Below are 26250 nucleotides of genomic sequence, written 5' to 3' on the forward strand. Positions count from 1 at the left end.
AAGTGTCTCTATTTGGTACCAAGAACCGCATCAAGTTGTGTTTTTACTTGCTCTTTCGTTAGTGTACCATCTTGTGCTTGATCAAAAATCGCTTGTACTTTTTCTTTGGTAGCATCATCGAGGTTATCTGGCTTACTTACTTTGTTTGTTTCTACTTTGATGTCCTTAGCTCCACTGAAATCAATCTCCCAATCGATACCAAGAGCTTGAAGTTGTGTTTTCACTTGCTCTTTAGTAAGTGTACCTGCTTGTGATTGGTTCAAAATCGCTTTTACCTTTTCTAGAGTAGCGTCATCGAGGTTATCTGGCTTACTTACTTTGTTTGTTTCACCTTTGATGCCCTTAGCTCCACTAAAATCAATCTCCCAATCGATACCAAGAGCTTGAAGTTGTGTTTTCACTTGCTCTTTAGTGAGTGTACCTGCTTGCGATTGGTTCAAAATCGCTTTTACTTTTTCTTTGGTAGCGTCATCGAGGTTATCTGGCTTAGTTACTTTGTTTGTTTCTACTTTGATGCCCTTAGCTCCACTAAAATCAATCTCCCAATCGATACCAAGAGCTTGAAGTTGTGTTTTCACTTGCTCTTTAGTGAGTGTACCTGCTTGCGATTGGTTCAAAATCGCTTTTACCTTTTCTTTGGTAGCGTCATTGAAGTTAACAGGTTTACTTACTTCTCCTTGCATTACCTGTAGTCCATTTCCAATAGTTTGTGTTGTTGGTGCTTCAGCAGCGAATACAGACCCATAAGAGGCGAGAGCAAAAACAGCACCTAAAGCAGTAGTAGCCAATTTCTTTTTCATAGTAATCAATCTCCTTCGTAAATGTATTTTTCTTGACGACTTCATTGTAATGCCATTATCTGGAGTTAGAATGGAGATCAGGTAGAGTTTTGGTGGGAATTTTTCTCTTTTATTTATTAGAAACGGCATTCATAACCCGTTGCGTTCGGCGCTGACCGCTATCTATCTATGTATTTATACCGAATGTTTCTCCACATAAACTACAGATAACGCGGTTATAATACTACACGAGGTGATATATTGAAGAACTTTCATATTCTTGTGGTAGAAGATGACCTAGACATTCAGGAATTAATTAAACAATTTTTAATGACACAACAGTATAGTGTTGAGGTTGCATCAGATGGAATAGAGGGAATGAAACTATTTAATAAGCAATCTTTTGATTTAATTCTTTTGGATGTAATGATGCCAAACCTTAACGGATTTGAAGTTGCTAAAATGATTCGAAATCAGTCAAATGTACCTATCATTTTGCTAACCGCATTAGAAGAAGAACAGGATCAATTGAAGGGCTTTGATCTTGGAATCGATGATTATATTACGAAGCCTTTTTCTTTTCATATATTGATTAAACGGGTCGAGGCTGTACTGAGAAGAAGCAATGATCTAAGTACGAGTAATCATTTAGTTTTCAAAGAAATGCAAGTCGATTGCGATGCATATAAAGTTTATGTAAATGAGGTTGAAATCCCATTAACGACAAAGGAATTCGAAATTGTACAACTACTGCTTCAAAATGAGAAAAAAGTACTCACAAGGGAAAGCATTGTCGAAAAAGTTTGGGGATACGATTATTACGGAGAAACACGAATTATTGATACACATATTAAAAACATACGAAAAAAATTAGATATCCCCTACATTAAAACAGTGAAGGGAATTGGTTATAAAATTGATGAATAAGTTACTAAAAACGATGAAGTTGAAGCGAATTACCTATAAACTTTTCCTGACTACGTCTCTCATTTTGTTAGCCTTTGCAGTCCTAATTTATTTAACTTTATACTTCTTTCTCCCTTCATTTTATGAGCAGCATAAAACAAATCAGCTTCAAATAGGAATGGAAGAAATAATTGATAAATCTAAGAATCTCACTTTTCAAAATGCTATACCACTTCTTGAAGAATACGCACAAAAAAATAACGCAATGATCTACCTTGAAAATAAAGAAGGAACCATTATTTATTCTCCTTTTTTTTCTGCTATGCAAATGAATTTTCAAATATCACCGGATGTAAAATTTGATGCAACAAGGCCACCGGGGAATTCAAATTCATATAATGTTTCCGCGCCCATTCAATTCCGAGATGGTAACTTAACGCTCGTCGTGTCCGCAACATTCCAACCTATTAGTGAAGCTACACAAGTCTTGGCACTTTTTCTCCCCTATATCAGCATCATTGTCGTTGTTATTGGTATAGGAAGTGCTTACTTATATTCGAGGTTTATTACAAAACCACTCCTTTACATTAATCAAGGAGCACAAAAGATGGCGAACTTGGATTTTTCCGAAAAAATTGAGGTTCGTTCCAATGATGAATTAGGGGAGTTATCCAACAGCTTGAATGAGATGTCAGTTAATTTACAACAAACGATGCTTGATTTACAAAAAGCGAATCAACAATTAAAAAGCGATATTGAAAAAGAAAGAGAGATAGAAACAAAACGCAGGGAATTTTTTGCGATTGTCGCACATGAATTAAAGACGCCTCTTACGGTTATGAAAGGATACTTAGAAGGGATGATCTACAATATTGGTCCGTATCAAAATCGCGACCAATATTTAAAGAAAAATCACCAAATTATTGAAAGTATGGAACAACTGGTTCGTGAGATTCTAAGCATGTCAAGACTAGAACAACATACGTTTAAACTCCAATTGGAAGAAGTAAATCTCTCGAAATTAATGGATGCTATCACAAAAGATCTCGGATTTTTTGCTTCTCAAAAAGACATTCAAATCATAAAACAGTTTGGTTCTCACCTTTCCGTGTATGCAGATCGTGTTCTTTTAGAAAAAGCCTGTAAAAATATTATTCATAATGCGATTATGTATTCACCTCATGGCGAGAAAGTATATATAGAGCTAACTCAGGATCCAAAACAACACCACATCCAAATTAAAGTCATCAATACAGGTGTGGAAATTAAAGAAGTGGAAATACAACATATATTCGAACCATTTTATCGAATCGAAAAATCAAGAAATCGAAATACAGGGGGAAGTGGCTTAGGTTTATATATTGTAAAACAAATTTTTGAAGCCCTTTCTATTACGTATTCTATGAATAATACAGAACAAGGAGTACAATTCACAGTTACTATTCCATTATCCATAAAATAAACAACAAAGTCTCGATCTCATTTCAATTAGGAGGAAATGAGATCGAGACTTCATTAATATAATCATTTAGTTTCACGAGTCTGAACTAAGGCCCTGTCTTGCCGCTTACAGACCCATCTTGATCTTGATAAGGAGGAGATATTTCCTCTTGATTTTGCATCATTCTATCTTCTTGATATACATCTGTTTCTTCTGGATTCAAGTCTGAGTTATTCCTTGAATTCAACACATATAGAAAAGCACCGACTAAAATACCAATCGTCACTACTACTAAACCAATGGGAGCTACTATTCTTTTCCACATTTTTCTCATTCCCTTACAACTTTTTGATTACTAAATTTCTTTTTTCGAGATACACCGCTGTATCTGATTGTCTAGCCACCTCTTGTGAATGAGTGACTACAATGATACATTTATTTTCTTTATGAGCAAGTTCTTTAAATAACTCGATAATATCCATGGAAGTTACTTGATCTAGATTCCCAGTGGGTTCATCGGCAATTAATAAATCCACATTACAAGATAATGCACGAGCAATCGCCACACGCTGTTGCTGACCACCGCTAAGCTGTAATACCTTTCTTTTGGCTTCTACTTCGGTCAACCCTACCTTTTCTAACAACTCAAGCGCTCTTCCTTTTTTGTCTTTCACATCGACTCCTGTAATCTCCATTGCCGTAACTACATTTTGAAGAGCGGTCATATACGTAATGAGATTATAGGATTGAAAAATAATGGAGACATGTTGGTTTCGATAGGAATCCAGCCCTATCTTCCGTATATCTGTTCCTTTGTATAATACAGACCCGCCTCTTGGGATATCTAATCCGCTTGCTAAACTAAGGGTCGTTGTTTTTCCGGATCCGGATGGTCCTAAAATGGTATAAAATTGTCCGGTTTGAAACGAAAAGTTTACATTATCTAGTATAGTGATCTTTTTATTATTGCTTTTATAATGGTAATTCAAATTTTCGAACTGCAAAATAGTTTCCATGTGGATCCCCCTACTCATCTTTTAGTAAAATATCTTTTGGATTCAATCGAAGAATCGATAATGCTGGAAGAATGGTTGATAAGACTGCGATTAATAGACCTAATCCACCTAACTTCAACAAATCTTGGGAGCTCACACTTATATCAATATTATCAATAGGATCCACATCTTGACCATGGTCATCATTCATTCCAAACATGAATCCTGGATTATTTGCTCCCTGCTGCTCCTCTTCAGAAGAAATAACTTCTTTCTGCAATAAACTGTCTCCCATTTTTTGAGATACTGTCCCACCTGTAAAGATAGAGAAGCTAAATGCCAAAGCAGCTATACACAACACTTCAACTAAAAGTTGTCCGATTAACTTCCCTTTTTTCTCGCCGATCGCAAGTAGAATTCCCAATTCTTTCCGACGTTCTTTTATGGTCAACATAATGATAAGTCCTAAGATTATAGATCCTGTAATTGAGACCAGGTATATAATCCATTTTGAAGTTGATGCTACGTTCTCAATAGGTCCTACCATTTTTTTGTATAATGCATCATGAGCATCTAGTTTAAATAGGTCAAAATCAATGTCTGTTTCTTCACCCTCTGCTTTAAAAGCATCGATATCATGTGGATCCTTTAAATAGTAAATAGCCTGGTCAATTGGTGTACCCTTCATATCCTTATTTTCCGAAAATTCTTTTAACGATTCGTACGAGACATATACTTTGTTCGATGGATGAAACAGAGGCGGTGCCGATTCCATGTTGGCATCTACCGTGGAAGTTTCGTAAATCCCTAAAATTTCGAACTCTATTGTCGATGTATCATCTGTTGATGTGATCTTTAACTTATCACCAACTTGTAGATCGTTTTGTTCAGCTAACTGTTTTTCAATCAGGGCTACTTTCTTATCTTTGTCTTCTGCTGTTATTTGACGCCCCTCAATCATTTTATTCGTTTCTTCTGTAAATTCTTTCAATAAATCAGAACTTCTCACACCGTGAATGAATGTATTTGGCATTTTCATATTCCCTTGGTCTCCACCACCTATGGATCCCCCAATCGCTTCTCCCTCGTTATCACCATTAATGGGAGTATAGCCATTCGCTACGCCTTGACTATCTTTTAAATAGTTATAATCTTTTACATAAGGTGATTCTGCTAACTTATCTGCTTCCTCTGTAGACACTTCTGGGCGGTGTATTCTTTCATTAGGATTTTCACTTCTCTGTTTTTGAACGTATTTTTGAAATTTTTCCCCATCTAAACCTAACGTCACGTCGACTCCTAACTCTTTTCTGGCGAGATCATTCGCTGTTTTTGTAACATTTTGAATGGCGAATCCCGCTAACACTAAATTGGTAAGAACTAAAAATACAGCAAATAGGATAAGAGATTTTCCCTTTCTTGCTTGTATACTTAAAAAAGCCCGTTTGATAAAATTCATAATTACTAACCTCCTCTGATATCTCTAATTTAAAGGACTAATCTGGAGTCTATATGGAGATATCGAGGATTTTATCTAGAGATATAGGGGACTTTGTGTGGACTGGCTCTGATTATTGTGTTGGCGCAATGTTGCAGTCTTTAATACGGTTGGATATCAATCTAAAAGCAAAAATGAGGGCACCCATTATCCATTTGGGTGCCCTCATAAAGTATTAGCCAAACCGTTTCTCATCGCTAGTCGTATGGTAAGCGCCACTTGTTAAAGAGCGTGAAACAGCTGCTCCCCTTTTGTCTTGATGTATCTATACATCACACTGCATACCGCCAATATAATTATTCCAATACCTAACAAGATGAGATTGCCATTTACATGGGATAGAAGAAGCGATACAGCAAATAAAATCACTAGACTGATGAATCCTATCAACATGGACACTAAGACCGATGCACTTTGTTTTATGACCGTAACTTCGCTAGTCCACTCCAAGTTAGGAAGTTTCAAGTTGACAATAACACCCAACATCGCTGAATAACAGGCAAATATCAATGGGATAACAAGCAATAGTAAGCTTTCAATCCATCCCGTGCGCAACGATATCATGAGGATCACACAACTGACAATCGAGATAGGCATTGTGATGGTGAGATTCACCGCAACTTTGCTAAGCAGTATGGTCTTTTTCGGTACGGGTGAGCTTTTTAGTATCCATAAATTGTTGCCTTCAAGAGAAATGGAACTTGAAGTGGTGCAGCTTAAAATTACGAAAAAAGAAACGACTAGTGGAGCCAGTTTGCTCAGGTAATCGGACAATTGTGGGATTTCTATCAGTTGCCCAAGTTTCTCCGAGCTCATAAATAATAAAGTAATCGACATCACGAGTAAAAAAATCATGCCAATACTCGTATTCAGCACATATAAGGAAGAACTAATATATCGACGCAGCTCCTTCTTGTACAGTGCACGAAAAGGTGATGATGTTTCTAGTGGTTTCATTATATATTTGCTGCTTGCATGAGAGGTCGTTAAGCCTGTATGAATAGCTTTATATCTTGTGCCAAGTACAGTGGTAAACAGCATAAACGCAAGCACCGATATCGCAATAAATAATAGCAATGAACCAATCTCATATGAGCAAACGGCATCTACATACATGACTGTAAGAGGGTACAGCTTAAATATCATATCTGCCAATTGTGTACTCATATCAGCAAGAACCAGCTCGTTACCATTTATACGGAACGAACCCATCATAACTCCAATTATTACAACGAAGGTTAAAATGAGGCTGATCATTCGACTCGCTTTAAAACGGGAGGAGATCCAGCTAATTAGTGCGCCAATAAAGGTTGCAGCAATGATGGGTAGTAACGGAATAAACAAGAGTGCAATCAGAAAAAACAGATAATATAGCGCTTCAGGATTCACTTTTATTGCATAAACCGCACCAGCTGGCAGCATCACCATTAAAGTAAAAAATAAATTCAGCACATAGAGCTGAAGAACACGGCTCGCTACAACATAGCTTGTTTTGACAGGCAACGACATGACCAAGTCGAAATCTTTAAAGCTAAATAATACTCCACTTGCTTTATAGATCGTTGTAAAGAATCCAACAATAGAAGTTACAGCCATCATAATGGCAAGCAGCAAATCCATACGGCCTATTTGTTCAAAGGTCATTGCCATCATGAAGCTGTATCCAAATGAAGCCACTGCAATCATGATCACACCAATTAGAATGCCGATGCTTAGCAGAAGCAATTTGCGTCTTTCCTTAACATCGCGCGTATGCAATGCTTTATTCAAGCCAAATGAGGAAAGCAATTGTATCTTTGTTAATCTCCATATATTAGTCATTGTCTATCAACTCCAGGAACACATTTTCAAGGCTGTTGTCACCCTTTACTTCTTCTGTCCTACCATGAGTTATCAATTTGCCCGCTTTAATGATCGCAATCTTATTGCAGAGCTTTTCTGCCACATCCAGTACATGGGTTGAGAAGAAGATTGCACTACCACTGTTGCACAAATCTGCCATGATCGTCTTTAACATGTGAGCAGCCTTAGGATCAAGTCCAACAAAAGGCTCATCCAGCACTAACAATTTTGGTTTATGAATGAGAGCTGAGATGATAGCGAGCTTCTGCTTCATACCATGAGAATAAGAGGAGATCATACCACCCAAATCGGCTGTAATCTGAAAAGCATCGCCGTATTTTTTAATGAGTGACTCACGATCCGCTTTGGATACGCTAAAGAGATCGCCAATAAAATTCAAGTACTGTATGCCGGTAAGATGATCGTAAATATCCGGGTTATCAGGAATATACGCAGTAACCGCTTTGCAGGCAACTGGATCTTTCTTAATCGAGATGCCGTCGATTTCAATGTCCCCTTCTTCAAAGTCAAGGACACCAACTACTGCCCGGATCGTTGTTGTTTTCCCTGCACCGTTATGTCCGATAAAGCCGTAAATATCGCCCTTCTCGACCACTAAATTCAAATCATCTACTGCCTTTTTGCCACCCTTATAGCTCTTGGTAAAATGTTTTATTGTGAGCATTCTTCCTTCACCTCATCATTGGAATATACAGAATTTTGATCAGCATCATTTCTTCCCCGTACGCTTTTCTAGTAGAATAACTATAATACGTCTAACCTATGCTGAAAGTTCATTTGTACCTGATTTTTCTGATTGCTCTCCTCATTGGGCCATTCGCAAGCGCCCTGTCTGTAACGGCAAGTTTCACGGTTCACTGATCTGATGCCAAATACAAAAGAACACTTGAGCAGCGGGGCTCTAGTGTCCTAGTAACAAGTTATTAAGCTTTTCGTCTGATGGGAACCCATACCTCGCATATGGAATCGATTTGTTTATCGTCGACCCAATAATATTTTTCAATACATGGTCCCTCAGCCTGCTCAAAATTCACTGTAGGAAACCATTCCGAATAAATCCGTCTCCATACATTATGAATTCCGGTACTAATAACAACATCATCTGTCATTTTGTCTGTACCTTCAAATACGGCATATGTGTGTGCGGGAATGGTCAACACAGTAAACCCTGCAGGAGCTTGAGATCCTTCAGGAATCGAAGCACCCATCAGATAACATCTGTTACCTTCTTCATCAAAATCATAGTGATAACCATACAGCAGTGTCTCTGGTGGGTTCCCAATGGCCTCATTAATCCGATCATGTGTGCCGTCTGTCCATAAAGCTTCTACAAACTCTGTTATTTCCTTAAACGGGTCCTCCTTGATCTGCGCATGCTTGCCCACTACAATCGATGCCGGTTCTTCTACAATGCGATAATTCATTTCCGATTCTCCCTTAATCTGAATTTGAAAGGTGATTTTGGAGAAGGCCTTAAGCTTTACATTCGTCTTTTTTGCATTCGAAGGCGTCACACCATGCAGTCGTTGAAAGGCTTTAGCGAAAGCCTCCGGGCTCTCATAACCGTATCTAAGCGCTACGTCGATGACCTTGCTGTCCGTGCCTGCTAATTCTTCAGCAGCCAGCGTAAGTCGACGGTTTCGGATATACTCCGTTACGGTAAAGCCTATTAAAGCATGAAACATTCGTTGAAAATGGTACTTGGATAACAACGCTACCTTTGCAATCTCGTCGATCTCAACTTTGGTTTTAAGATGGTCTTCGATATAATCGATAGCTTGCCGAAGCAATCTCAGGGCCTCCACCATAATCATCTCCTTTCAAATTTAGATTATAGGAACCTTGGGCAGCATTCCTGTTCACAGATGCTCCGTTTTGTCCTGAATACATCTATACTAATGTATTTTTCAATAGCAGTAAGTTATGATTCTAAGTAGAATGTTTATTGATAATTTTGGATTTTTATATTGAAAAGGATTGGGTGATTTTTAGTGGAAAGTATTCTAATTATTGAAGATCACGAAGATGTCAATCTAATGCTGGCAGAAGCATTGATCGATGCAGGTTATAAAGTGAAATCATCCTTTACCGGCGTCGATGGAATAAAGGAAATCAAAAACAAATCGTATGATTTGATTCTACTTGATATAATGCTTCCCTACAAAAGCGGGGATGAAATACTTAAAGAAGCGCGGGAGTTTTCTGAAACCCCTGTCATTGTCATCTCCGCAAAGGATATGGTTGGCACGAAGATTGATCTTTTGAAGCTGGGGGCGGATGACTATATCACAAAGCCCTTTGATTTGGGAGAAGTTGTGGCACGTGTAGAATCCAATCTGCGGCGTGCTCATAAGCAATTACAAGAAAGCAAAGTTTTTCGATATAAGGACTTGGCACTGGATGACAATACAAAGCGCGTTACTGTAAACGAGACTGAAATGGAGCTGACCGCAAAGGAATATATGATATTGGAGCTGCTACTAAAGCATGGCGGCAAGGTTTTTACAAAATCGAACCTGTATGAATCGGTCTGGAAAGATGAATATCTCGGTGATGATAATGCGGTTAAAACTCACATCAGCAATCTGCGTAATAAGCTAAAGAAAGTAAATCCGAATGAGGAATATATCGAAACGGTATGGGGCTTGGGTTATCGTCTATACAAAGAATGAATTATCTGTTTCCTGACTATTTTTTTGCTCCCCTTAACCTTTTCTAAACCAATGGAAGTTAACCTAAAGTCAGAAAGGATAGGTGAGCAAAATGAAACGATATGTTGTAAAAACAAACAGCCTTACGAAAAGCTACCGCACTTTTTTTGCACTGCATGATGTGTCGATTACAATGGAGCCTGGTAAAATATACGGTTTAATCGGGCAGAACGGCGCAGGAAAAACAACGCTAATGCGCCTTCTGGCCGGGCTTTCTTTTCCCACGAAGGGCAACATTGAGCTTTTTGGCCATCGTGGTGAGCGTGCTTTGCAGGATGAGAGGAAACGGCTGGGCTGCATGATCGAGAATCCTGGATTTGTCCCCTATATGACAGCGAAAGAAAATCTCAAGTTTCACAGAATTATGCGCGGTGTTCCCAACAAGGAAATTGAGGGTGAATTGTTAGAACTCGTCGGACTTGCTGACACAGGAAATAAGAAAGCAAAAAACTTTTCGCTCGGCATGAAGCAGCGTTTAGGTATTGCAATCGCCCTGCTTGGCAACCCTGAATTGCTGATCTTGGACGAACCGATCAATGGACTTGACCCATTGGGTGTTGTTGAAATTCGTAATCTGTTGAAGAAGTTGTGCGAAGAGCGGCAAATGACCATTTTAATTTCAAGTCATAATTTGCCGGAGCTATATCAAACCGTAACGAATTATATCATCATCCATAAAGGCGAAATCAAGCAAACCCTCACCCTTGAGCAGCTTGATGAAAACTGCAAGCACCACATCCATATTAGCTGCGACCAGCCGGAAAAGTTAACGAGCGTATTGGAGATGCAGCTGAACACCACCAACTATAAGGTAATGCCAGATAAAACGGTTAAGCTATATGATTATTGGAACGAAAAAGATTTAGTAGCAAAGACTGTCTACGAAAATGGGATTGTCGTTTCGAAATTTTCTATCGAGGGAGATACGCTTGAAAACTACTTTATTTCTGTTATAGGTGGTGATCGAGATGCTTAATTTGATTCAGGCGGATTTATTTAAATTACGCAAATCGAAGGCAATTAAGATTCTATTAGGAATCACAACATTAAGTGCGGTAGTCATGGCAGTAATGGCATATCTGATACCACAGGGTAAGATTGAAGCCAGCATGACTGGACTCGGGTTCATGTTCTCCGATGTAAACATGATAAGCATCCTCGGCGCTGCTATCGCAGGCGTGTTTATCTGCGGTGATTTCGAGAATAAAACAATCCATGATGCGATTGCAAATGGCTGCAGCAGGAGTGCTGTCATTGTTAGTAAGGCAACCTTACTGGGATTTGCCCTAGCGTTTATTCTACTCCCCTATGCCATCATAACGGGTATTGCTCTTAGTACAGGTTCCGAGTTTAGTATGGGCCCCGTAGCAATTGGATTCCTGAATCTACTGACATCTGAGGGTGGTACAGCCTTTTCCGCATCAGAGGTATGGAAAATGCTAGCTGTCATGTTGACCTTGATGATCATATATGTGGCACAATTGAGTATCTGTGTACCACTTGCCTTTATGCTTAAAAAGCCCATTTTTGTAGTTGTTATTTATTATGGGTTTTCAATACTTTCTGCGCAATTAATGAGATTAAGCGATAGTTCTCCGGTGTTTGATCGTATTTTCTCCTTTACGCCATATGGAGGGAAGTACGCCTTTGTAACATTGGATACGGGAACGGGAGACATGGTCAGGGCAATCGCTGTTAGTTTGGTATTTATGATTGTCATGCTTGCTGTCACATACAGCGCATTCAGAAAATCGGAAATTAAGTAACTGAAAGGTTGGTGAACGCGTTGATTATTGTCGCTGGCACTTTGATCATTCTTATGATGTTGCTCGCCTTGTATATCGCTTTTCTTCAGCGGCAATTGCGCAACATCAATCGACAGTTGGACAAACGGCTGACTGAACATACACGTCAACCTATCCGTTTGGAACTCCTGAGCAGGGAGCTTAATGCTTTGGCTATCAATATTAACAAATGCCTAAAGGCGGAGGAAAACCTCCGTCTTAAAGGCATTCAAGAGGAAAAGAACTTTAAGGAGTTAATTGCAAATATTTCCCATGATTTACGAACACCGCTTACTGCTATAAAGGGTTATCAGCAGCTTATGAAAAATGGTGACTTGAACGACGATCAACTAAAGAAACTGCACACTGCCCAAAAACACGCTGATGAATTGGGGCGGTTGATTGAACATTTTTTTGAGTATTCCTATCTCCTGAACGCTGAACCCGAACTAAACATCAGACGAATTAACCTTACCAATCTTGTGGCAGAGTGCCTTGCAGCATCAGTTACCACATTGGAGGAACACAATCTGGGTGTACACCTTGAGGAAACACCACCAATATTTGGCCTTGCTGATAAAGAAATGGTTACGAGAATTATTCAGAATCTAATTCGAAATTGTGTTCAGCACTCAAATGGAGATATCACAGTAAGCTTGCTGGCTACAGACAAAGCAATTCTATCGTTTAAAAATCCGATGAAAAATACTTCCGTTATTGATATAAACCGGCTTTTCGATCGCTTCTATACTGGCGATAAAGCAAGAAGTAATAGTACAGGGTTGGGCTTGTCTATTGTTAGGCTATTGGCGGAACAGATGGGAGGCAGCACAGGTGCATCATTACAAGACGGGTTTCTCGAGATAATAGTTGAACTTCCGCTATAGTCTCACTGTATTACTTCCTGAATATATATGTGAAACCCTGACTTTGCTCCTTCCGAATCGGATGATATCCGTTACGAGCAAGTATTAATCCAATCATGGCATTTGTTAAATTGAAGCCAGCCCCGCTCATTTCTGTGCGGGGCTGGCTTCAATTGGAATGCTCCATAAAACTCTAATACGATGAGATAATGGCAGCAATACTAACACCAGCAGATCACCCATTATACTTGTGCTATGATAAGGCAAAACTCCTTTGCTCCTGTTGCCCAACCCATGGTTCAGTGAAGTCTCTCAGCGACTTGAATTAATGCACCTGATCCAGCAATTGATATGCTTCTTCCTTCGTTGTCACCGCCAACAGAGCTTCTCTGAAATCATCGTCCATCAGCTTACGGGACAACATTTGCAGCACTTTCAAATGCGCATTCTGTTTACTATTTCGCGGTACAGCAATCATGAAGATCAGTTTCGCTTCACTGCCGTCCAGACTCTTCCAATCGACACCATCCTGCTTGATACCAAAGACCACGCTTGGTTTCAGGACAGCATCCGATTTACCATGAGGGATCGCAATATTCATGCCGATGCCTGTGGAGCTTTCAAGTTCCCGGGCCAATATGGCCTGTTTAAAATCTCCGTCAGCGTTTACCGCCCCAGTCCGCTCCAGTACACCGATCATTTCATCAATAACAGCATCCTGTGTCGTTCCGACCAGATTCAGGTTAATGAGATCTGGTGTTACAATATCCGTCAATTTCTCAATGCGAATAGAAGGTGCTTCCGTTGCTGTGCCGTTATTGATCGCGGTTGAAGCCGCTTCGACTGAGTCTGCAGCCATAGGTGCAGTCACGTCTACTGCCAACTGTTCACCTACTCCAGCTGAGTTTTCTATCGCTCCTTCTCCAACAACTGCCGGAGTCACAGCTGCAATGTTTTTCTTCAGCAGGCTCACCATCACAACCGATACGGCTGCGCCGACAATGACAGCGAGGAAGAACATCAACACATTGTCAACGGCACCGAGTACAGCTACAATCGGCCCGCCATGGGCTACACTATCACCCACGTTACCAAGCATCGCAACTACCGAACCGGCCATCGATCCGACCATGATACTTGGAATAACGCGTAGTGGATCTTGCGCCGCGAATGGAATTGCACCTTCGGTAATACCGAATAGTCCCATCGTAAATGTAGCTTTTCCAGCTTCACGTTCCGCTGGTGTAAACTTCTTTTTGTTAATCATCGCTGCCAGTCCCATCGCAATCGGAGGAATACAGATGGCAACGGCAATTTGACCCATAATTTCATAGTTTCCTTCACCAATCATGGCCGATCCGAACAGGAACGCAACCTTATTCACGGGACCACCCATGTCAAAAGAAATCATAGCGCCCAGAATAAGTGCCAGCAGAATCGAACTTGTACCCTGCATTCCTGCGAGCCAGACTGTTAAAGCTTCAAACAGATCCGCGATTGGAGCACCAATCACAAAGACGAAGATTAACCCTACAACTAGAGAAGCCAATACCGGAATAACGATAATGGGCATAATCGGCTGTAACGACCGAGGAACCTTGATCCTTTTAATGCCAAGCGCAACATAACCCGCCAGGAAACCGGCAATAATCCCCCCGATGAATCCAGCTCCCGCTTCACTTCCATAAAGGCTACCGTTCACAGCAATGAAACCGCCGACCATACCAGGCGCAAGACCTGGTCTGTCCGCAATACTCATTGCGATAAATCCGGCGAGGATCGGAACCATGAAGGTAAACGCAGCCGCGCCGATATTTTCAATCGTTTTCCAGATTGAACCTTCAGATATAACCAGACCACCCGGCGTTTTCACGCCGCCCATTGTCAGTGCGATTGCGATGAGCAGCCCCCCGATCACGATAAACGGTACCATATAGGATACCCCGTTCATCAAGTGACGGTAGATAGGGTTTTGTTTAGGTTTGTTCCCTTCTGTCGTATCTTCGGCTGACTTGGACTGTGCCTGATAGACCGGCACATCCCCTTTTATTATCCGTTGGATCAGCTCTTCTGGACGGCGGATACCATCTTGTACACCAACGACAAGCAATTTTTTACCGACAAACCGGTCCTTTACCACCGTCTTATCCGCTGCGATAATAATGCCATCGGCTTCACGGATATCCTGCTCCGTGAATTGATTCTCCACGCCAATGGATCCTTGGGTCTCGACCTTCATCTCGACACCCAGCTTCGCCCCTGCCTTCTGCAGATTCTCAGCAGCCATATACGTATGTGCAATTCCGTTAGGACATGAGGTAATCGCTAATATTTTCATGGTCATTCTCCTTTGTTGTCATGTTCCCGCTTACATTTATAGTGTACACGCCGAAAGCGCTGTTATCGGACGAACTTTTTACCGGAACTTCCGGAAAAACGAGTTTATTTCGCAATAAAATATCCCCACAAAGTGGAGCCTATGCTACGATGCTTATTCCAAATACTTTGCGGGGACCCCAAAAAAAATGTAAAAAGCAGGACGTATACGTCCTGCTTCATCATCATAGTTTCTAATACTAATATTACCCTTTCAACGTACTCAGCAATCGCATCACGTCCGTCTCCTTAGACAACGCACTGACCAAAGCCGGCTGCTCACTGATCAGCGACAATTCTTTGAACAGCTGCCGCATCTCTTTCCGCTCATCATGCTTGACCGCAAGCAAGAACACAAGCTCTACTTTCTCAGTTCCCCAGGTGATCGGCTGCTTCAAAGTAACAATAACGATGCAGGACTGTATAATCCACTCCGAGCTGCCATGAGGGATCGCAATGCCACCCCCAATTGTCGTAGTAGACATATTCTCACGATCCAGCACACTTTCCGTATACCCTGCCTCGACATACCCTTTGTCCTCCAGCATTTGCGCAAACTTGGCGATTAACTGTTCTGGACGCTCTACCTCCTGCTGAGGAAAGACGAGAAAAGGTGTCGTATATTTCAAAAAGACCGATTCCTCAGCCGCCCTGCTGTCCGGCTCATCAAGCCGCCGGATCGCTTGCTCCAGCTTACGCTCGTCATTGGCCTCGAGCAGTGGGGAAACGAGGATGTGAGGTGATTTTAGCTCCGGCAGATCAACGGTCGTAATGACAAGATCCACCTCATGAGCGGCCAGATAATCCTGCACTTCCGCTCTCGACATCGTTGTCTCCACATGCACGGACGGGAATCTCCGTTCCACCTTCATGAGAAGCAATTGGGACATCCCAATGCCCATGTGACACACGATAATGACCCTCTGGGGGTGGCTCTTGTTCTGGTGAAGCCGTTCTACGGACGCCTGAAAATGCAGTGTCAAATACGCGGCTTCCTCTTCGGGAAAGGACAACTGAAGCGCTCCCCCCACCTCTTCCAGTGCCATAATGACCCGATCGAACATGTATGGGTACATCTTCTTGATCTCAGCCAGCATCGGATTGGACACAGCCAGACCATAATGGAGACGGTTCATGGTCGTGTACAAATGTACTTTCAACCCGTTCAGTAATACGTGGTCCTTGGAGAAAGGGATCATGTTCAGCTCCGACATCCGCCGAGTCAGTTGCTCAACCAACTGGGGCAAGAGGGGGTGGCTGTCTGCTAGATCGCTCCGTCCTACGCCCCCGTCCTCCTGCTTATATCGGAACTTCCCGCCAAGCAGGTGCAGGGTTAGATAAGCGGTTTCTTCCTTGGAAAAAGGTACAGCAAACAGCTTTTGCAGCTGCTTCAAAAATGCCGTAGCCCATACAAATTCCGCTTTGTTCTCCAAAAAGTTAATGTCCTGCTCGGAGAGCGAAATCGGCTGTCCCAGCTTGGTCCGTTTGACCATGAGCAAAATATGCAGCATCAGGCTTTCAAAGGTTTCATCGGTAAAGCGGAGCTCATGTTGCTTTTGTAATGCCTTCAACTCATTGTATACGGTTGCAATCTCATGCGGTTCATACTGCTTGCGCATCATCTGTCCTGTTAACTCCGGACGGTTGATCAACTGGTTCAACCGCGCCAGCGCCATCCGTTTGCTCTTCTCTGAGCCTTCGATCATTAAGCCCACGCGCTGCTTGGTAATTAAGTTCAGATCAAAGCTGCGCAGCCAGCCCTCAATCTTCTCCATATCTCGACGGATAATCGTCTTGTTCACATAAAATCGTGAAGCCAGGTTCTGCATGGTTACGGGCTTTGCGTTCATCAAGAGCCGGTAAGCCAGGTGCAGCACCCTTTCCTCATCGGATTCATGCTCGGTGGTACTCTCGTTTGCATACAAGCGGTGGAATAGATCAGCCTGATCTGCTTCTCCAATCTCCAGATAAACGCCGAGTCCCGGCCTTTTCACCAGATTACCACTGGAGTGCTTAGCTATATGTTCTTCAATCACCTTCAGATCGTTTCGGATCGTCTTCTCCGAGCACTCGGTCTGATCCGCCAGATCCTGAACTAGCCACAGCCGGTTCGGTTCCATTAACAAATTGCGAAAAATCTCTTTTTGCCTATTATTCATTCCGATCTCCCATATTCAACTTATTTGGAGAGCTCACTAATTTGTGAGCGGGTACATTGTCCTACTGTATATCATATCCGGTCTCTGTGGCAATCTGATCTAGGATGGTACATGAAGGGTGTTATTTTGGGAACTGTATACTCGGCGAAAAATAAATTGAGATAAGAGGTTGTGAACAACCCAGAAGAAAGAATATCCAGTATAATAGTCTTTAATTCTAAATATTTAATGCCGAATATATAGGAGGTAACAACAACCTAATGATCATAAAACCGTTAAAGTGGCTTGCCTGTATCGTGCTAGCCCTAATTGCTGTTCTTGCCATTTTTCTAATCTATATTACAGCGATTGATTATAAACCCCCAGCTCAGACAGAACTTCATACCAACAATAATAACAGTCCAATACTTAAGCAAGGTGAGCCGTTCACCGTCACTACGTTCAATATTGGCTACGCCGGCCTCGACCAAGGACAGGATTTTTTCATGGACGGTGGAACGATGACCCGATCAAAAAGTAAGGGACAAACGGAGACCAACCTGAATGCCATTGCCAACTTTCTCAGCGACACTCACTCAAATCTGTATATCCTGCAGGAAGTAGATATAAACTCCTCACGTAGCAACCATATTAACCAAGTCGAGAAAATAAGTCATAGCCTGCAAGGGTATAGTGACACATTTGCTTATAATTACAAGATGCCTTGGGTACCCGTGCCGTTGACTCATCCGATGGGAGCAGTGCAAAGTGGTTTACTAACCTTATCAACGTTCAATAGCACATCTCATATTCGCTTCAATCTGCCTGGAAAAGAAAGTTGGCCTGTTCAGTTGTTTGAGCTGGATCGTGCATTTATAGAGAGCAGGTTTCCAGTAGATAACGGTAAAGAACTCGTCATGATTAATCTGCATTTGTCGGCATTCGACAAGGGCGGTACAATCCGCAAACAACAACTTGATTTCCTTGAGGACTATATCAATCAAGAAGTGGAGAAGGACAACTATCTCATTATAGGCGGGGATTGGAATCACTCCCTACCTGGAACAGATCACAATAAGTTTCCTACCAAGCAGGAATGGCCGGAGTGGCTACAACCATTTCCCGATACCTTCGGCCCGGGTGATTTCCAGTGGGCGGTAGACCCGAACACTCCTTCCGTTCGAACGCTAGATGTAGCGTATCAAGAAGGTCTCAATTTTCTCGCTGTGATCGACGGATTTCTCGTATCTCCGAATGTTGATATTGCTGATGTTACCGGACACGATCTGAACTTCGAGAACAGTGATCATAACCCTGTTACAGGGAACTTTATTCTGAAATAAGCCTACATCATCCTCGAAGAAGCCAACACCTCTGATGATCAGAGATGTTGGCTTCTTTTTTCGGAATACGAATTTAACCAGCAATTAAGAGCCCTCCTATTAGTCATTATCTATGATTGACAGTCAATAAGTTTAGGAACTATACTAATTTCTAACTACGTATTTTTTTGGATATATAGTATAGTTTCTAAACTATCAAACAGAGATTGAGGGTGAATGATATTGGGCTCATTAAATTTGTCAAAACAAACTTTCAACACTACCCCTCGCTTTTTCATGTTTATAGCGATATACTTGGGGGCATTTATTTCACATTTTACAGCCGGCGTCGTCAATGTTTCCCTTCCCCAATTCGTAACTATCTTTCATACGAGCTTGGGTACGGTCCAATGGATCACGACAGGTTATTTACTCGTTATCGCATCCCTGCTTCCTGTCATGGGAAAGCTAGGAGATCGATATGGTTACCGACTCATTCATAATCTTGGGTTATTGCTTTTCAGCATCAGCTCCGTACTGGTCGCCATTTCTCCCACAATAACCGCCTTACTCATCTTTAGAATGGTGCAGGCCATCGGCGCTGCCATGTTTCAATCTACAAATATTGCGCTAATTACGATTCACGTGCCTAAGGAAAATCGGGGCCGAGCACTTGGAACTCTTAGCACGTTTGTTGCACTTGGCGGAATGATTGGACCGATAGCAGGCGGCTTTATTGCGCAGTGGTTCAGCTGGCAATGGCTTTTTTTAACCCATGTACCAATCACCATAATTGCCACTTGGCTTGCATTTCGCTACATACCTGTAAGCAAACATGGTAATAGAACGGGTCCTCTCGATATTTTTGGAGCGGTTACGTTCGTAATAGCAATCGGATTCAGCATCTTCGCAATATCGATGGGAAGTACCCTGGGCTGGCGATCGCTTGAAACGATTTCCTTACTCGCAGTTGGTATGTTCACTTTAGCTACGTTCCTGCTTTGGGAACTACGTCATAGCGCCCCCTTTTTACCGATTAAGGCATTTCGGATTCCTGCTGTTACTAGCGGCTTAATCGTTAGTGTCGCTTCTTTTATGTTTGCTAATACGGTCATCGTAACCGTACCTTTTTATTTATTAAGGATTCCTGACATTCTACCCTCTACCGTTGGAATCATCATGATCGCCTATCCAGTACTATTAGCCTTTACTGGGCCGGTCGCGGGTCATTTATCGGATCGTTTTGGTTCCAACCGTCTAATGTTTGCCGGGTTATTCACCATGGGGAGCGGACTTGCCATTTTTGCCCTTTATCCGAATCAGCTGCCCATAACTTTAGTTATTGCCGCACTCGCGCTGGTAGGACTGGGAATGGGGCTCATTGCATCACCGAATAACAGCTTCATTATGCAGCATGCGGAGGCGGAACATATTGGTTCTATAGGAGGAATGATCGCCTTAACGCGGAACATGGGAATGGTTATAGGCGCAGCATTAGGACTCGGGTTTATGAATGGAGTGCCTGAACAGGGACAGGAATATCTGCACCATGCCTTCAGGTCGGTTTTTCAAATCAATGTTTTGTTTTGTATCGGTGTCACGATCATGCTTGGGTACTACGCCTACAATAATAATCCTCGAAGAAGCCAACACCTCTGATGATCAGAGATGCCAAACTTTTAGTCAATCGCTGATTTCAAACAATTTGGATTGTTATATAATTGTGGTATTACCACAATTAGTAACTTTGTAATACCGCCAGATTTCTATGCATATTCGTATTATGGGAGGGAGGAGCAAAGGAAATTTGACTTCGCTGGTGTGGAGAAATAGACAAGAATTATGAAGTATGGAGGCGGTATGAATGAAAACTAAGTATGTTAAAGAATTTTTCTTCTTCCCTGACATATTCATCATGAGTGGTCTCTTCTTCATTAGTTTTGGATTTATGATTCCTAATCTAACATCTGTAGGGACCTACATCGCATTCGTAATAGGGATGATTTCCTATTCAATCGTTGAATACTTGACCCACAGATTTCTCTTTCATATTAAGACACCAAAAAATGCATTTTTCTTGAAATTAATTAAACGCTTACATTATGATCATCATTCAAGTCCTAATGATTTGAATTTATTATTTCTACCTCTATGGTACTCGTTGCCGAACATGGCGATCGCAGGAGTGGCTGCCTACTTCATGACTTCAAATCTCGTAATCACGAATGCTTTTATCGCCGGTGTTATGATTTTTTTATTGTTTTATGAGTGGAAGCATTATATAGCCCATCGTCCAGTAAAGCCAATTTCTCCGTGGGGACGTTGGATGAAGAAAATTCATTTATGGCATCATTTTAAAAATGAAAATTATTGGTACGGTGTGACAAACCCGGTTTATGATTGGGCAATGGGAACCTTTAAGGACCAAAACAACGTTGAACAAAGTCAAACCGCCCGAGATCTTGAACAACGCGGTAAGCAAGAGTTTGAACTATAACTGCTCTGCAAACAGTGAAATATTATCCTCGAAGAAGCCAACACCTCTGATGATCAGAGATGTCGGCTTCTTTTTTCCGGCATTGGCGCTAGTTATTATCATTTTTCACGAGTGATTCTTACAGCCTCTATTCGACTATATCGATTAAAATAAGGAGCCTTGTCCTTTTTGATCCATCTGATCACAATATGACAGAAGATAATGAACCATAACAGACTTGTAAGGAGAACTACTCCAATTGTAAAAAGGTTAGCTAGAAGATCTTCACCCATATTATTAGAAAATATTTTTGATAATGCTGAACACAACATAGGTATATAGACAATGAAGTAACGTCGGCTTAAACTTCCTAACCAATTCCCCTTTTCCGGAAGTAATTTCATACGAACAATTGCAGAACCAATTGTATTTCCTTTCCATACTACAGGGACAACTACCATGAGTACAAAGAAAACGATGGCAAAGATTATCTCTTCAACAAATATTCCTGGACTCTTTAGCAACCCAAAAATAAAATTTGTAATCACTCTGGTGAAAATAATGTTTAGAAGAACCTCAATGAGTTGGGCACCAAAAGTTGCTCTTCTTTGATTGTTAAAGAAGTTACTCTGTTCATTAAGAATTTCTCTTGATGGAATTAACACCAAAAACATGGGAGCAAGTAGAAAGCCAAGTAAAGTCCCAGTAGTATTCGTCAGTAAATCATCTACATCAAAAATACGGTAAGGACATTTAAACAAACCATATAATGCGGTTAGTTGGGTTATTTCAAAGAACAGCGAAACACCAAATCCAATAAGAGTAGCATATAACCATTTAGCTTTACTCTTAAAGAAATACCTCAAATAAACACCTAAGGGAAATAGTAGCAAAACATTAAAAAACATTTGATAAAAGGCTCTCGTTGTTAATAAATCGATATAACTTGAAGGCACAGACCAATGAAATCCCGTTTCACGTGTAATGTCCCGAATAAATTGAAAAGGACGACTCTGAATAAATTTTGCACCCGCATCAATCGAAACACAATTATTCCGAACACTGGGTATTGGAAAAATCACTAAAAAGAAAGCACTTAGCCCATAAAAAATAAAGCTTAAAATAAGCATTGTTTTCCAAAAGCTGAAGTATCCATGTTTACGATATTGATAAACTGTCCATGGAAACGTTAGAATGGTCGCTAATAAAAAACAAACTAATAATGCAACGAGAATAGGCATTACATATACTTGCATTTCATTTTCTCCTTAAAAGTAGCCTTCGGCAGGTAAACTACAGCAAAGGATGTTCTACTTTATGTAATTAGCCGATTGATGATCCCCATACTGATTGCCTAAAAGCATCTTTTGTTTATAATAATTATCCTCCTTCTTTTGAGCTTAAATACTATGCTTTTTTTTCCATATCATTAAGTGCTTGGTTGGCTCATCGGTCATCTTCGTAATCCATAATAGATCCTACAATAACTATTGGGCAAGAGAAATATGAACTACTTTCGAAGGCGGACCAGATAGGGGCGCCTGATCGATAAACTCTGTTTTTTTCAGGGTTTGCTTTTTTCGTTACTGGATTAGTGATATGCCGTTCCTCTTATTTTTCATTTTCATATTTTAGAGTGAGATAGGATAGAATTTACGGGTAAAGGGAGTGATGTAATGGAATCCGGCCCAAGAAACACTATGAAGCAGCACGGAGTTTCCATTATTACCTGCACGAATCGACAGGGTTATATAAGAAACCTGATTGGTAATTACATCAGGCAACACCATTCCAAGAAAGAGCTCATCATTATAGTCAACGACAATAAAATACCTCTGGCACCCTATCAACGCATAGCCAAAAAGCTTCGAAACGTGCAAGTTTTTCGCGTCCCGGCACATAACTCTCTCGGCGCTTGCTTGAACTATGCCGTCAAGAAAACGAAATATAGCTACATCGCTAAGTTTGATGATGACGACTATTACTCTCCCTATTATTTGAAGGATAGCTTGCAGGCAATTCAAAGAACCCATGCCGATGTCTTAGGAAAGCGGAGCCATTATATGTATTTACGAGGGTCAAAAAAACTCATCCTCCGTTTCCCACACGAAGAGTTTCGACCTGTCGCCAAGCTGCCAGGCGCTACGTTGGTCTTTAAACGGGGAGTGTTCAACAAGGTTCGGTTTCCTAATCAAAACGTTGGGGAAGATGACTTGTTTTGCCTAAGAAGCAGAAAGAAGGGGTACAAGGTTTATTCCGGAGGAAAATACAATTTTGTCGCCATTCGGAGAAAAAACTCATCGGGCCATACCTGGATCATCAGCGATCAAGAACTGCTTGCGCACCATAAAGTCATCCCGAATGTAAAGAACTACAAGAAATTCGTACAAAGAAAGCCAACGGGTGATTAACATGGCGGGACGGGGTATTTATCGAGGTCAGCAGGCTGTTTCTATCATTACTTGTACCAAGCGGCGGTACTGTATGGAGACCCTTTTTCACAATTACAACAGACAAAATTATACGAATAAAGAGCTTATAGTCATCTTAAACAATGACAGCCTTAAGATCAGTGAATATATTCAGGCGGCCAAATTCTATAAGAACGTAAGAATATTCAGTTTATCGGATCATGTATCACTCGGCAGCTGCCTCAATTATGGAGTTCAATTATCCAAGTATAGCTACATTGCCAAGTTCGATGATGACGATTATTATGCTCCCGATTATTTAACAGATAGCATGCGGCTCATGACGAAGACCCATGCCGATATCGTAGGCAAACGAGCCCACTATATGTACCTGAGCGGTAAAAAATTGCTCCTGCACCGTTACTATCAAAAGGCTGATCAATATGTTTCCATGGTCCAAGGAGCAACCCTTCTCGTAAAAAAGCGCGTTTTCAGCAAAGTCCGCTTCCCCAATCAAACTCGGGGCGAATGCGTAAAATTCTGCTCGGACAGCCTGGCCAGAGGATTTAAGATTTATGCGGGTAATCCGCGCCATTTTGCTGCCATCCGCAGGAAAAATTCCACAGATCATACCTGGATCGTAAGCGATAATGATCTTTTGGCAAGGGGAGTTAAAGTAGTGAAAGCGGACAATATCAGGAGGTTTGTGAGTCGGGGGTAAGAAGCGCTTGGTTTTAGCTTGGCAAGCAATAAAGACGAATAGAAAACAAAGAGCCTGAGTCGTCATGACTGAGGCCCCTTGTGTTTACTTTCTTCCCATTCAAATATGCGCTTCATTACGCTTAAGATCATGGCTTGATCTTCGGTAGACCGGGAGGACAACAGTTCGTTGATTTGTCCTATTTCATCCGGCTGTTTCATCGGGTCAATGTAGCGGAACAACTCTTCCATGGAAACATCCAAGCCGGCCGCAATTTTGCACAGACTATCAATTGTTACATTCTTCTCGCCACGTTCTACTTGACCTATATAGTTGTTATGTAATCCGGAACGCTCTCCAAGCGTGTCCTGGCTAATCCCCTGTTTTTTTCGCAGTTGACGAATTCGCTTACCCAGCCGTCGAATAATTTCGTTCATCGATATCACCTCACTCCAAGCTTAAAAGAGAAGCGATAAATACTTAACAAACTATAAATGTTTATTGACACAATAAAAGAATCTATAGATAATATATATAAACAAAATAACATTTATAGTATTCCACAGACTGGATAAAACATTCTAAATAATACTGTTAGCATCAAATTTATTATTTTTTAGAATTTTCCTGTTTTTTCTTTATGTTCATTCACGTGATCATCAAGTTTCTAACAACCGAGCCCTATTAAAACTATTTAACTCTAGGAGGCAGGTTATGTGTAATTTTGCGGAAGTATATGAGCAATTCGTTTTGGAAGAAGATATCTTATCCAAACGTATCTATACATGCGACGAGATTATTGCTACTATGCTTTATTTGTTTTATAAAAACAGCCGCGATTTACATAGGGATACCATAGAGGAAGTATTGATGTTCATTCATGAGATCAAAAGTGATTTGCAGACAGAGCAGTTACATATTCGGATTGAAAAAACACTTACCGCCTCGGCCTTGAAAGAGCCCGTTCAGCTGGAGCAAAGTGCTGAAGCAGATTAAGAATGGTGTGTATTTATTCAATTTTATGGGTAAACCGCCTTCCGATCCGTTATCGTATCGAAAATGAGGACAAAAAAGCTGTCGAGAAAGACTCGACAGCTTCTTTTATAAGTGCAATGTTTTAAATTAATCCCGGTTCGCCAGCTTCGCAAGCAGACGGATAATCTCTATGTACAGCCATACGAGAGTGACCAATAAACCGAAGGAGCCGTACCACTCCATATATTTCGGTGCGCCCTGCTTGGCCCCCTCTTCGATAAAGTTAAAGTCCAACACGAAATTCAGGGCGGCAATAATGACAATGACAATCGAAATCCCAATCCCAATCGGGGTGCTGTCATGCAAATACGGCACCGACATACCGAACATTCTAAGTACAAAGCTAAGCAGATATACAAGCGCGATCCCCGCCGTAGCTGCGATGACACCTCGCTTGAAGCCCTCACTCGCCTTGATAAGGCCGGTCTTGTAGGCAAGCAGCATACCCATGAATACACACATCGTCAGCAGAGCTGCCTGCAGTGTAATGCCATAATATAATGATTCGTAATTAGCCGATAAAGCCCCAAGAAGTAAACCTTCCAAAATCGCATAGATCGGCGCCAAATACGGTGCTGCCGAAGGCTTAAAGCTGATGATCAGCGCCAGAATCAAGCCACCAATCGCACCACCGATCATATAAGGGAATACATCGTACCCATTGAAAAACATAGCCCAGGATATGACAGCCGCCCCTATGAGCAGCGCTAGCAGCATGAACGATTTGTTCACCGTTCCGCCGATCGTCATCGTCTCTTGGCCATTGTAATGTCCGCTCTTCTCAAACGTTTTGTCGTTGAGTGTCGGATTTCCGCTGCGACCTATCAATTAAATGCCTCCCCAACTTTTTTATTTTCATTTTATCATATGTTGGGATATTTTAGGTTGTATAAAAGTGTCGTTCATAAATCTTTCCAAATATTAAATCTGAGCCAATTGTCCTGGAACG

At 41.3% G+C, this 26250-nt stretch carries 24 protein-coding genes; 12 read left to right on the forward strand and 12 right to left on the reverse strand.

Translation table 11 applies throughout. The annotated features are described in order from the left end of the window. Positions 1 to 8: 8 nt before the first annotated feature. A complete protein-coding gene (locus MNQ98_RS28890; protein WP_241931257.1) occupies positions 9 to 800 on the reverse strand; it encodes a hypothetical protein in 792 nt (263 codons plus the stop codon). 240 nt (positions 801 to 1040) lie between these two features. Between MNQ98_RS28890 and MNQ98_RS28895 the strand changes: the two genes are divergently transcribed. Then, a complete protein-coding gene (locus tag MNQ98_RS28895; protein ID WP_241931258.1) occupies positions 1041 to 1706 on the forward strand; it encodes a response regulator transcription factor in 666 nt (221 codons plus the stop codon). Further along, positions 1699 to 3147: a sensor histidine kinase gene (locus MNQ98_RS28900; protein WP_241931259.1), complete on the forward strand. Its 1449-nt coding sequence runs from the start codon at positions 1699 to 1701 to the stop codon at positions 3145 to 3147. The genes MNQ98_RS28895 and MNQ98_RS28900 overlap by 8 nt, the downstream gene beginning before the upstream one ends. A gap of 85 nt (positions 3148 to 3232) precedes the next feature. Here MNQ98_RS28900 and MNQ98_RS28905 read toward each other — a convergent pair whose 3' ends face one another. The 6 genes from MNQ98_RS28905 to MNQ98_RS28930 form a co-directional block, all read right to left on the reverse strand. Continuing rightward, complete coding sequence (locus tag MNQ98_RS28905) at positions 3233 to 3451, reverse strand: hypothetical protein (protein WP_241931260.1); 219 nt, start codon at positions 3449 to 3451, stop codon at positions 3233 to 3235. A 13-nt stretch (positions 3452 to 3464) separates the two neighbouring features. Next, on the reverse strand, positions 3465 to 4142 hold the full coding sequence (locus tag MNQ98_RS28910; RefSeq protein ID WP_208917042.1) for an ABC transporter ATP-binding protein: 678 nt from the start codon (positions 4140 to 4142) through the stop codon (positions 3465 to 3467). Positions 4143 to 4152: 10 nt separating this feature from the next. Then, a complete protein-coding gene (locus tag MNQ98_RS28915; protein ID WP_241931261.1) occupies positions 4153 to 5580 on the reverse strand; it encodes an ABC transporter permease in 1428 nt (475 codons plus the stop codon). 261 nt (positions 5581 to 5841) lie between these two features. Continuing rightward, positions 5842 to 7440, reverse strand: coding sequence for an ABC transporter permease (locus tag MNQ98_RS28920; RefSeq protein WP_241931262.1), 1599 nt, complete (start codon positions 7438 to 7440; stop codon positions 5842 to 5844). Continuing rightward, positions 7433 to 8146 carry an ABC transporter ATP-binding protein gene (locus tag MNQ98_RS28925; protein WP_241931263.1) on the reverse strand — a complete coding sequence of 238 codons (714 nt, stop codon included), beginning with the start codon at positions 8144 to 8146 and terminating at the stop codon, positions 7433 to 7435. The genes MNQ98_RS28920 and MNQ98_RS28925 overlap by 8 nt, the downstream gene beginning before the upstream one ends. A 259-nt stretch (positions 8147 to 8405) precedes the next feature. Then, positions 8406 to 9290, reverse strand: coding sequence for an AraC family transcriptional regulator (locus MNQ98_RS28930; RefSeq protein ID WP_241931264.1), 885 nt, complete (start codon positions 9288 to 9290; stop codon positions 8406 to 8408). 183 nt (positions 9291 to 9473) lie between these two features. Between MNQ98_RS28930 and MNQ98_RS28935 the strand changes: the two genes are divergently transcribed. From MNQ98_RS28935 to MNQ98_RS28950, 4 genes are all read left to right on the forward strand, one after another. Beyond that, positions 9474 to 10154, forward strand: a complete 681-nt coding sequence (locus tag MNQ98_RS28935) for a response regulator transcription factor (RefSeq protein ID WP_241931265.1) — start codon at positions 9474 to 9476, stop codon at positions 10152 to 10154. Positions 10155 to 10245: 91 nt separating this feature from the next. Then, the gene (locus MNQ98_RS28940) at positions 10246 to 11169 is read left to right on the forward strand and encodes an ABC transporter ATP-binding protein (RefSeq protein ID WP_241931266.1); all 924 of its coding nucleotides are present in this window, start codon (positions 10246 to 10248) and stop codon (positions 11167 to 11169) included. Continuing rightward, positions 11162 to 11959, forward strand: coding sequence for an ABC transporter permease (locus tag MNQ98_RS28945; RefSeq protein ID WP_241931267.1), 798 nt, complete (start codon positions 11162 to 11164; stop codon positions 11957 to 11959). The genes MNQ98_RS28940 and MNQ98_RS28945 overlap by 8 nt, the downstream gene beginning before the upstream one ends. Positions 11960 to 11970: 11 nt before the next feature. Further along, a complete protein-coding gene (locus tag MNQ98_RS28950) occupies positions 11971 to 12864 on the forward strand; it encodes a sensor histidine kinase (protein WP_481856693.1) in 894 nt (297 codons plus the stop codon). 304 nt (positions 12865 to 13168) lie between these two features. Here MNQ98_RS28950 and MNQ98_RS28955 read toward each other — a convergent pair whose 3' ends face one another. Both MNQ98_RS28955 and MNQ98_RS28960 read right to left on the reverse strand, forming a co-directional pair. Beyond that, positions 13169 to 15181 carry a PTS fructose transporter subunit IIABC gene (locus MNQ98_RS28955; protein WP_241931269.1) on the reverse strand — a complete coding sequence of 671 codons (2013 nt, stop codon included), beginning with the start codon at positions 15179 to 15181 and terminating at the stop codon, positions 13169 to 13171. 244 nt (positions 15182 to 15425) lie between these two features. Then, the gene (locus tag MNQ98_RS28960; RefSeq protein ID WP_241931270.1) at positions 15426 to 17378 is read right to left on the reverse strand and encodes a BglG family transcription antiterminator; all 1953 of its coding nucleotides are present in this window, start codon (positions 17376 to 17378) and stop codon (positions 15426 to 15428) included. Between the two features lie 260 nt (positions 17379 to 17638). Between MNQ98_RS28960 and MNQ98_RS28965 the strand changes: the two genes are divergently transcribed. From MNQ98_RS28965 to MNQ98_RS28975, 3 genes are all read left to right on the forward strand, one after another. After that, the gene (locus MNQ98_RS28965) at positions 17639 to 18700 is read left to right on the forward strand and encodes an endonuclease/exonuclease/phosphatase family protein (protein WP_241931271.1); all 1062 of its coding nucleotides are present in this window, start codon (positions 17639 to 17641) and stop codon (positions 18698 to 18700) included. A 216-nt stretch (positions 18701 to 18916) separates the two neighbouring features. After that, complete coding sequence (locus tag MNQ98_RS28970) at positions 18917 to 20338, forward strand: MFS transporter (RefSeq protein ID WP_481856694.1); 1422 nt, start codon at positions 18917 to 18919, stop codon at positions 20336 to 20338. Positions 20339 to 20543: 205 nt separating this feature from the next. Further along, entirely contained in the window at positions 20544 to 21176 is a 633-nt protein-coding gene (locus tag MNQ98_RS28975; protein ID WP_241931273.1) for a sterol desaturase family protein, read from the forward strand. 98 nt (positions 21177 to 21274) lie between these two features. Here MNQ98_RS28975 and MNQ98_RS28980 read toward each other — a convergent pair whose 3' ends face one another. Continuing rightward, a complete protein-coding gene (locus MNQ98_RS28980) occupies positions 21275 to 22411 on the reverse strand; it encodes a VanZ family protein (RefSeq protein WP_241931274.1) in 1137 nt (378 codons plus the stop codon). A gap of 420 nt (positions 22412 to 22831) precedes the next feature. On the opposite strand from MNQ98_RS28980, the gene MNQ98_RS28985 reads away from it, so the two are divergent. Both MNQ98_RS28985 and MNQ98_RS28990 read left to right on the forward strand, forming a co-directional pair. Further along, complete coding sequence (locus MNQ98_RS28985) at positions 22832 to 23566, forward strand: glycosyltransferase family 2 protein (RefSeq protein ID WP_241931275.1); 735 nt, start codon at positions 22832 to 22834, stop codon at positions 23564 to 23566. A gap of 1 nt (position 23567) precedes the next feature. Next, positions 23568 to 24287, forward strand: a complete 720-nt coding sequence (locus tag MNQ98_RS28990) for a glycosyltransferase (protein ID WP_241931276.1) — start codon at positions 23568 to 23570, stop codon at positions 24285 to 24287. Positions 24288 to 24349: 62 nt separating this feature from the next. Here MNQ98_RS28990 and MNQ98_RS28995 read toward each other — a convergent pair whose 3' ends face one another. Beyond that, positions 24350 to 24703 carry a helix-turn-helix domain-containing protein gene (locus tag MNQ98_RS28995; protein ID WP_241931277.1) on the reverse strand — a complete coding sequence of 118 codons (354 nt, stop codon included), beginning with the start codon at positions 24701 to 24703 and terminating at the stop codon, positions 24350 to 24352. Positions 24704 to 24980: 277 nt separating this feature from the next. Between MNQ98_RS28995 and MNQ98_RS29000 the strand changes: the two genes are divergently transcribed. Further along, positions 24981 to 25262: a hypothetical protein gene (locus tag MNQ98_RS29000; RefSeq protein ID WP_241931278.1), complete on the forward strand. Its 282-nt coding sequence runs from the start codon at positions 24981 to 24983 to the stop codon at positions 25260 to 25262. A gap of 126 nt (positions 25263 to 25388) precedes the next feature. On the opposite strand, the gene MNQ98_RS29005 is transcribed toward MNQ98_RS29000, so the two are convergent. Beyond that, the gene (locus MNQ98_RS29005; protein ID WP_241931279.1) at positions 25389 to 26129 is read right to left on the reverse strand and encodes a Bax inhibitor-1/YccA family protein; all 741 of its coding nucleotides are present in this window, start codon (positions 26127 to 26129) and stop codon (positions 25389 to 25391) included. Between the last annotated feature and the right edge of the window lie 121 nt (positions 26130 to 26250).

The sequence above is a fragment of the Paenibacillus sp. N3/727 genome (assembly GCF_022637315.1).
Classification (GTDB): domain Bacteria; phylum Bacillota; class Bacilli; order Paenibacillales; family Paenibacillaceae; genus Paenibacillus_AQ; species Paenibacillus_AQ uliginis.

Excerpts from the sequence above, each read along its gene's own strand:
- MNQ98_RS28890 (WP_241931257.1), bottom strand. The coding sequence starts at position 800 with ATGAAAAAGAAATTGGCTACTACTGCTTTAGGTGCTGTTTTTGCTCTC.
- MNQ98_RS28900 (WP_241931259.1), top strand. The coding sequence starts at position 1,699 with ATGAATAAGTTACTAAAAACGATGAAGTTGAAGCGAATTACCTATAAA.
- MNQ98_RS28905 (WP_241931260.1), bottom strand. The coding sequence starts at position 3,451 with ATGTGGAAAAGAATAGTAGCTCCCATTGGTTTAGTAGTAGTGACGATT.
- MNQ98_RS28910 (WP_208917042.1), bottom strand. The coding sequence starts at position 4,142 with ATGGAAACTATTTTGCAGTTCGAAAATTTGAATTACCATTATAAAAGC.
- MNQ98_RS28915 (WP_241931261.1), bottom strand. The coding sequence starts at position 5,580 with ATGAATTTTATCAAACGGGCTTTTTTAAGTATACAAGCAAGAAAGGGA.
- MNQ98_RS28920 (WP_241931262.1), bottom strand. The coding sequence starts at position 7,440 with ATGACTAATATATGGAGATTAACAAAGATACAATTGCTTTCCTCATTT.
- MNQ98_RS28925 (WP_241931263.1), bottom strand. The coding sequence starts at position 8,146 with ATGCTCACAATAAAACATTTTACCAAGAGCTATAAGGGTGGCAAAAAG.
- MNQ98_RS28930 (WP_241931264.1), bottom strand. The coding sequence starts at position 9,290 with ATGGTGGAGGCCCTGAGATTGCTTCGGCAAGCTATCGATTATATCGAA.
- MNQ98_RS28940 (WP_241931266.1), top strand. The coding sequence starts at position 10,246 with ATGAAACGATATGTTGTAAAAACAAACAGCCTTACGAAAAGCTACCGC.
- MNQ98_RS28945 (WP_241931267.1), top strand. The coding sequence starts at position 11,162 with ATGCTTAATTTGATTCAGGCGGATTTATTTAAATTACGCAAATCGAAG.
- MNQ98_RS28955 (WP_241931269.1), bottom strand. The coding sequence starts at position 15,181 with ATGAAAATATTAGCGATTACCTCATGTCCTAACGGAATTGCACATACG.
- MNQ98_RS28960 (WP_241931270.1), bottom strand. The coding sequence starts at position 17,378 with ATGAATAATAGGCAAAAAGAGATTTTTCGCAATTTGTTAATGGAACCG.
- MNQ98_RS28965 (WP_241931271.1), top strand. The coding sequence starts at position 17,639 with ATGATCATAAAACCGTTAAAGTGGCTTGCCTGTATCGTGCTAGCCCTA.
- MNQ98_RS28970 (WP_481856694.1), top strand. The coding sequence starts at position 18,917 with ATGATATTGGGCTCATTAAATTTGTCAAAACAAACTTTCAACACTACC.
- MNQ98_RS28975 (WP_241931273.1), top strand. The coding sequence starts at position 20,544 with ATGAAAACTAAGTATGTTAAAGAATTTTTCTTCTTCCCTGACATATTC.
- MNQ98_RS28980 (WP_241931274.1), bottom strand. The coding sequence starts at position 22,411 with ATGCAAGTATATGTAATGCCTATTCTCGTTGCATTATTAGTTTGTTTT.
- MNQ98_RS28985 (WP_241931275.1), top strand. The coding sequence starts at position 22,832 with ATGGAATCCGGCCCAAGAAACACTATGAAGCAGCACGGAGTTTCCATT.
- MNQ98_RS28990 (WP_241931276.1), top strand. The coding sequence starts at position 23,568 with ATGGCGGGACGGGGTATTTATCGAGGTCAGCAGGCTGTTTCTATCATT.
- MNQ98_RS28995 (WP_241931277.1), bottom strand. The coding sequence starts at position 24,703 with ATGAACGAAATTATTCGACGGCTGGGTAAGCGAATTCGTCAACTGCGA.
- MNQ98_RS29000 (WP_241931278.1), top strand. The coding sequence starts at position 24,981 with ATGTGTAATTTTGCGGAAGTATATGAGCAATTCGTTTTGGAAGAAGAT.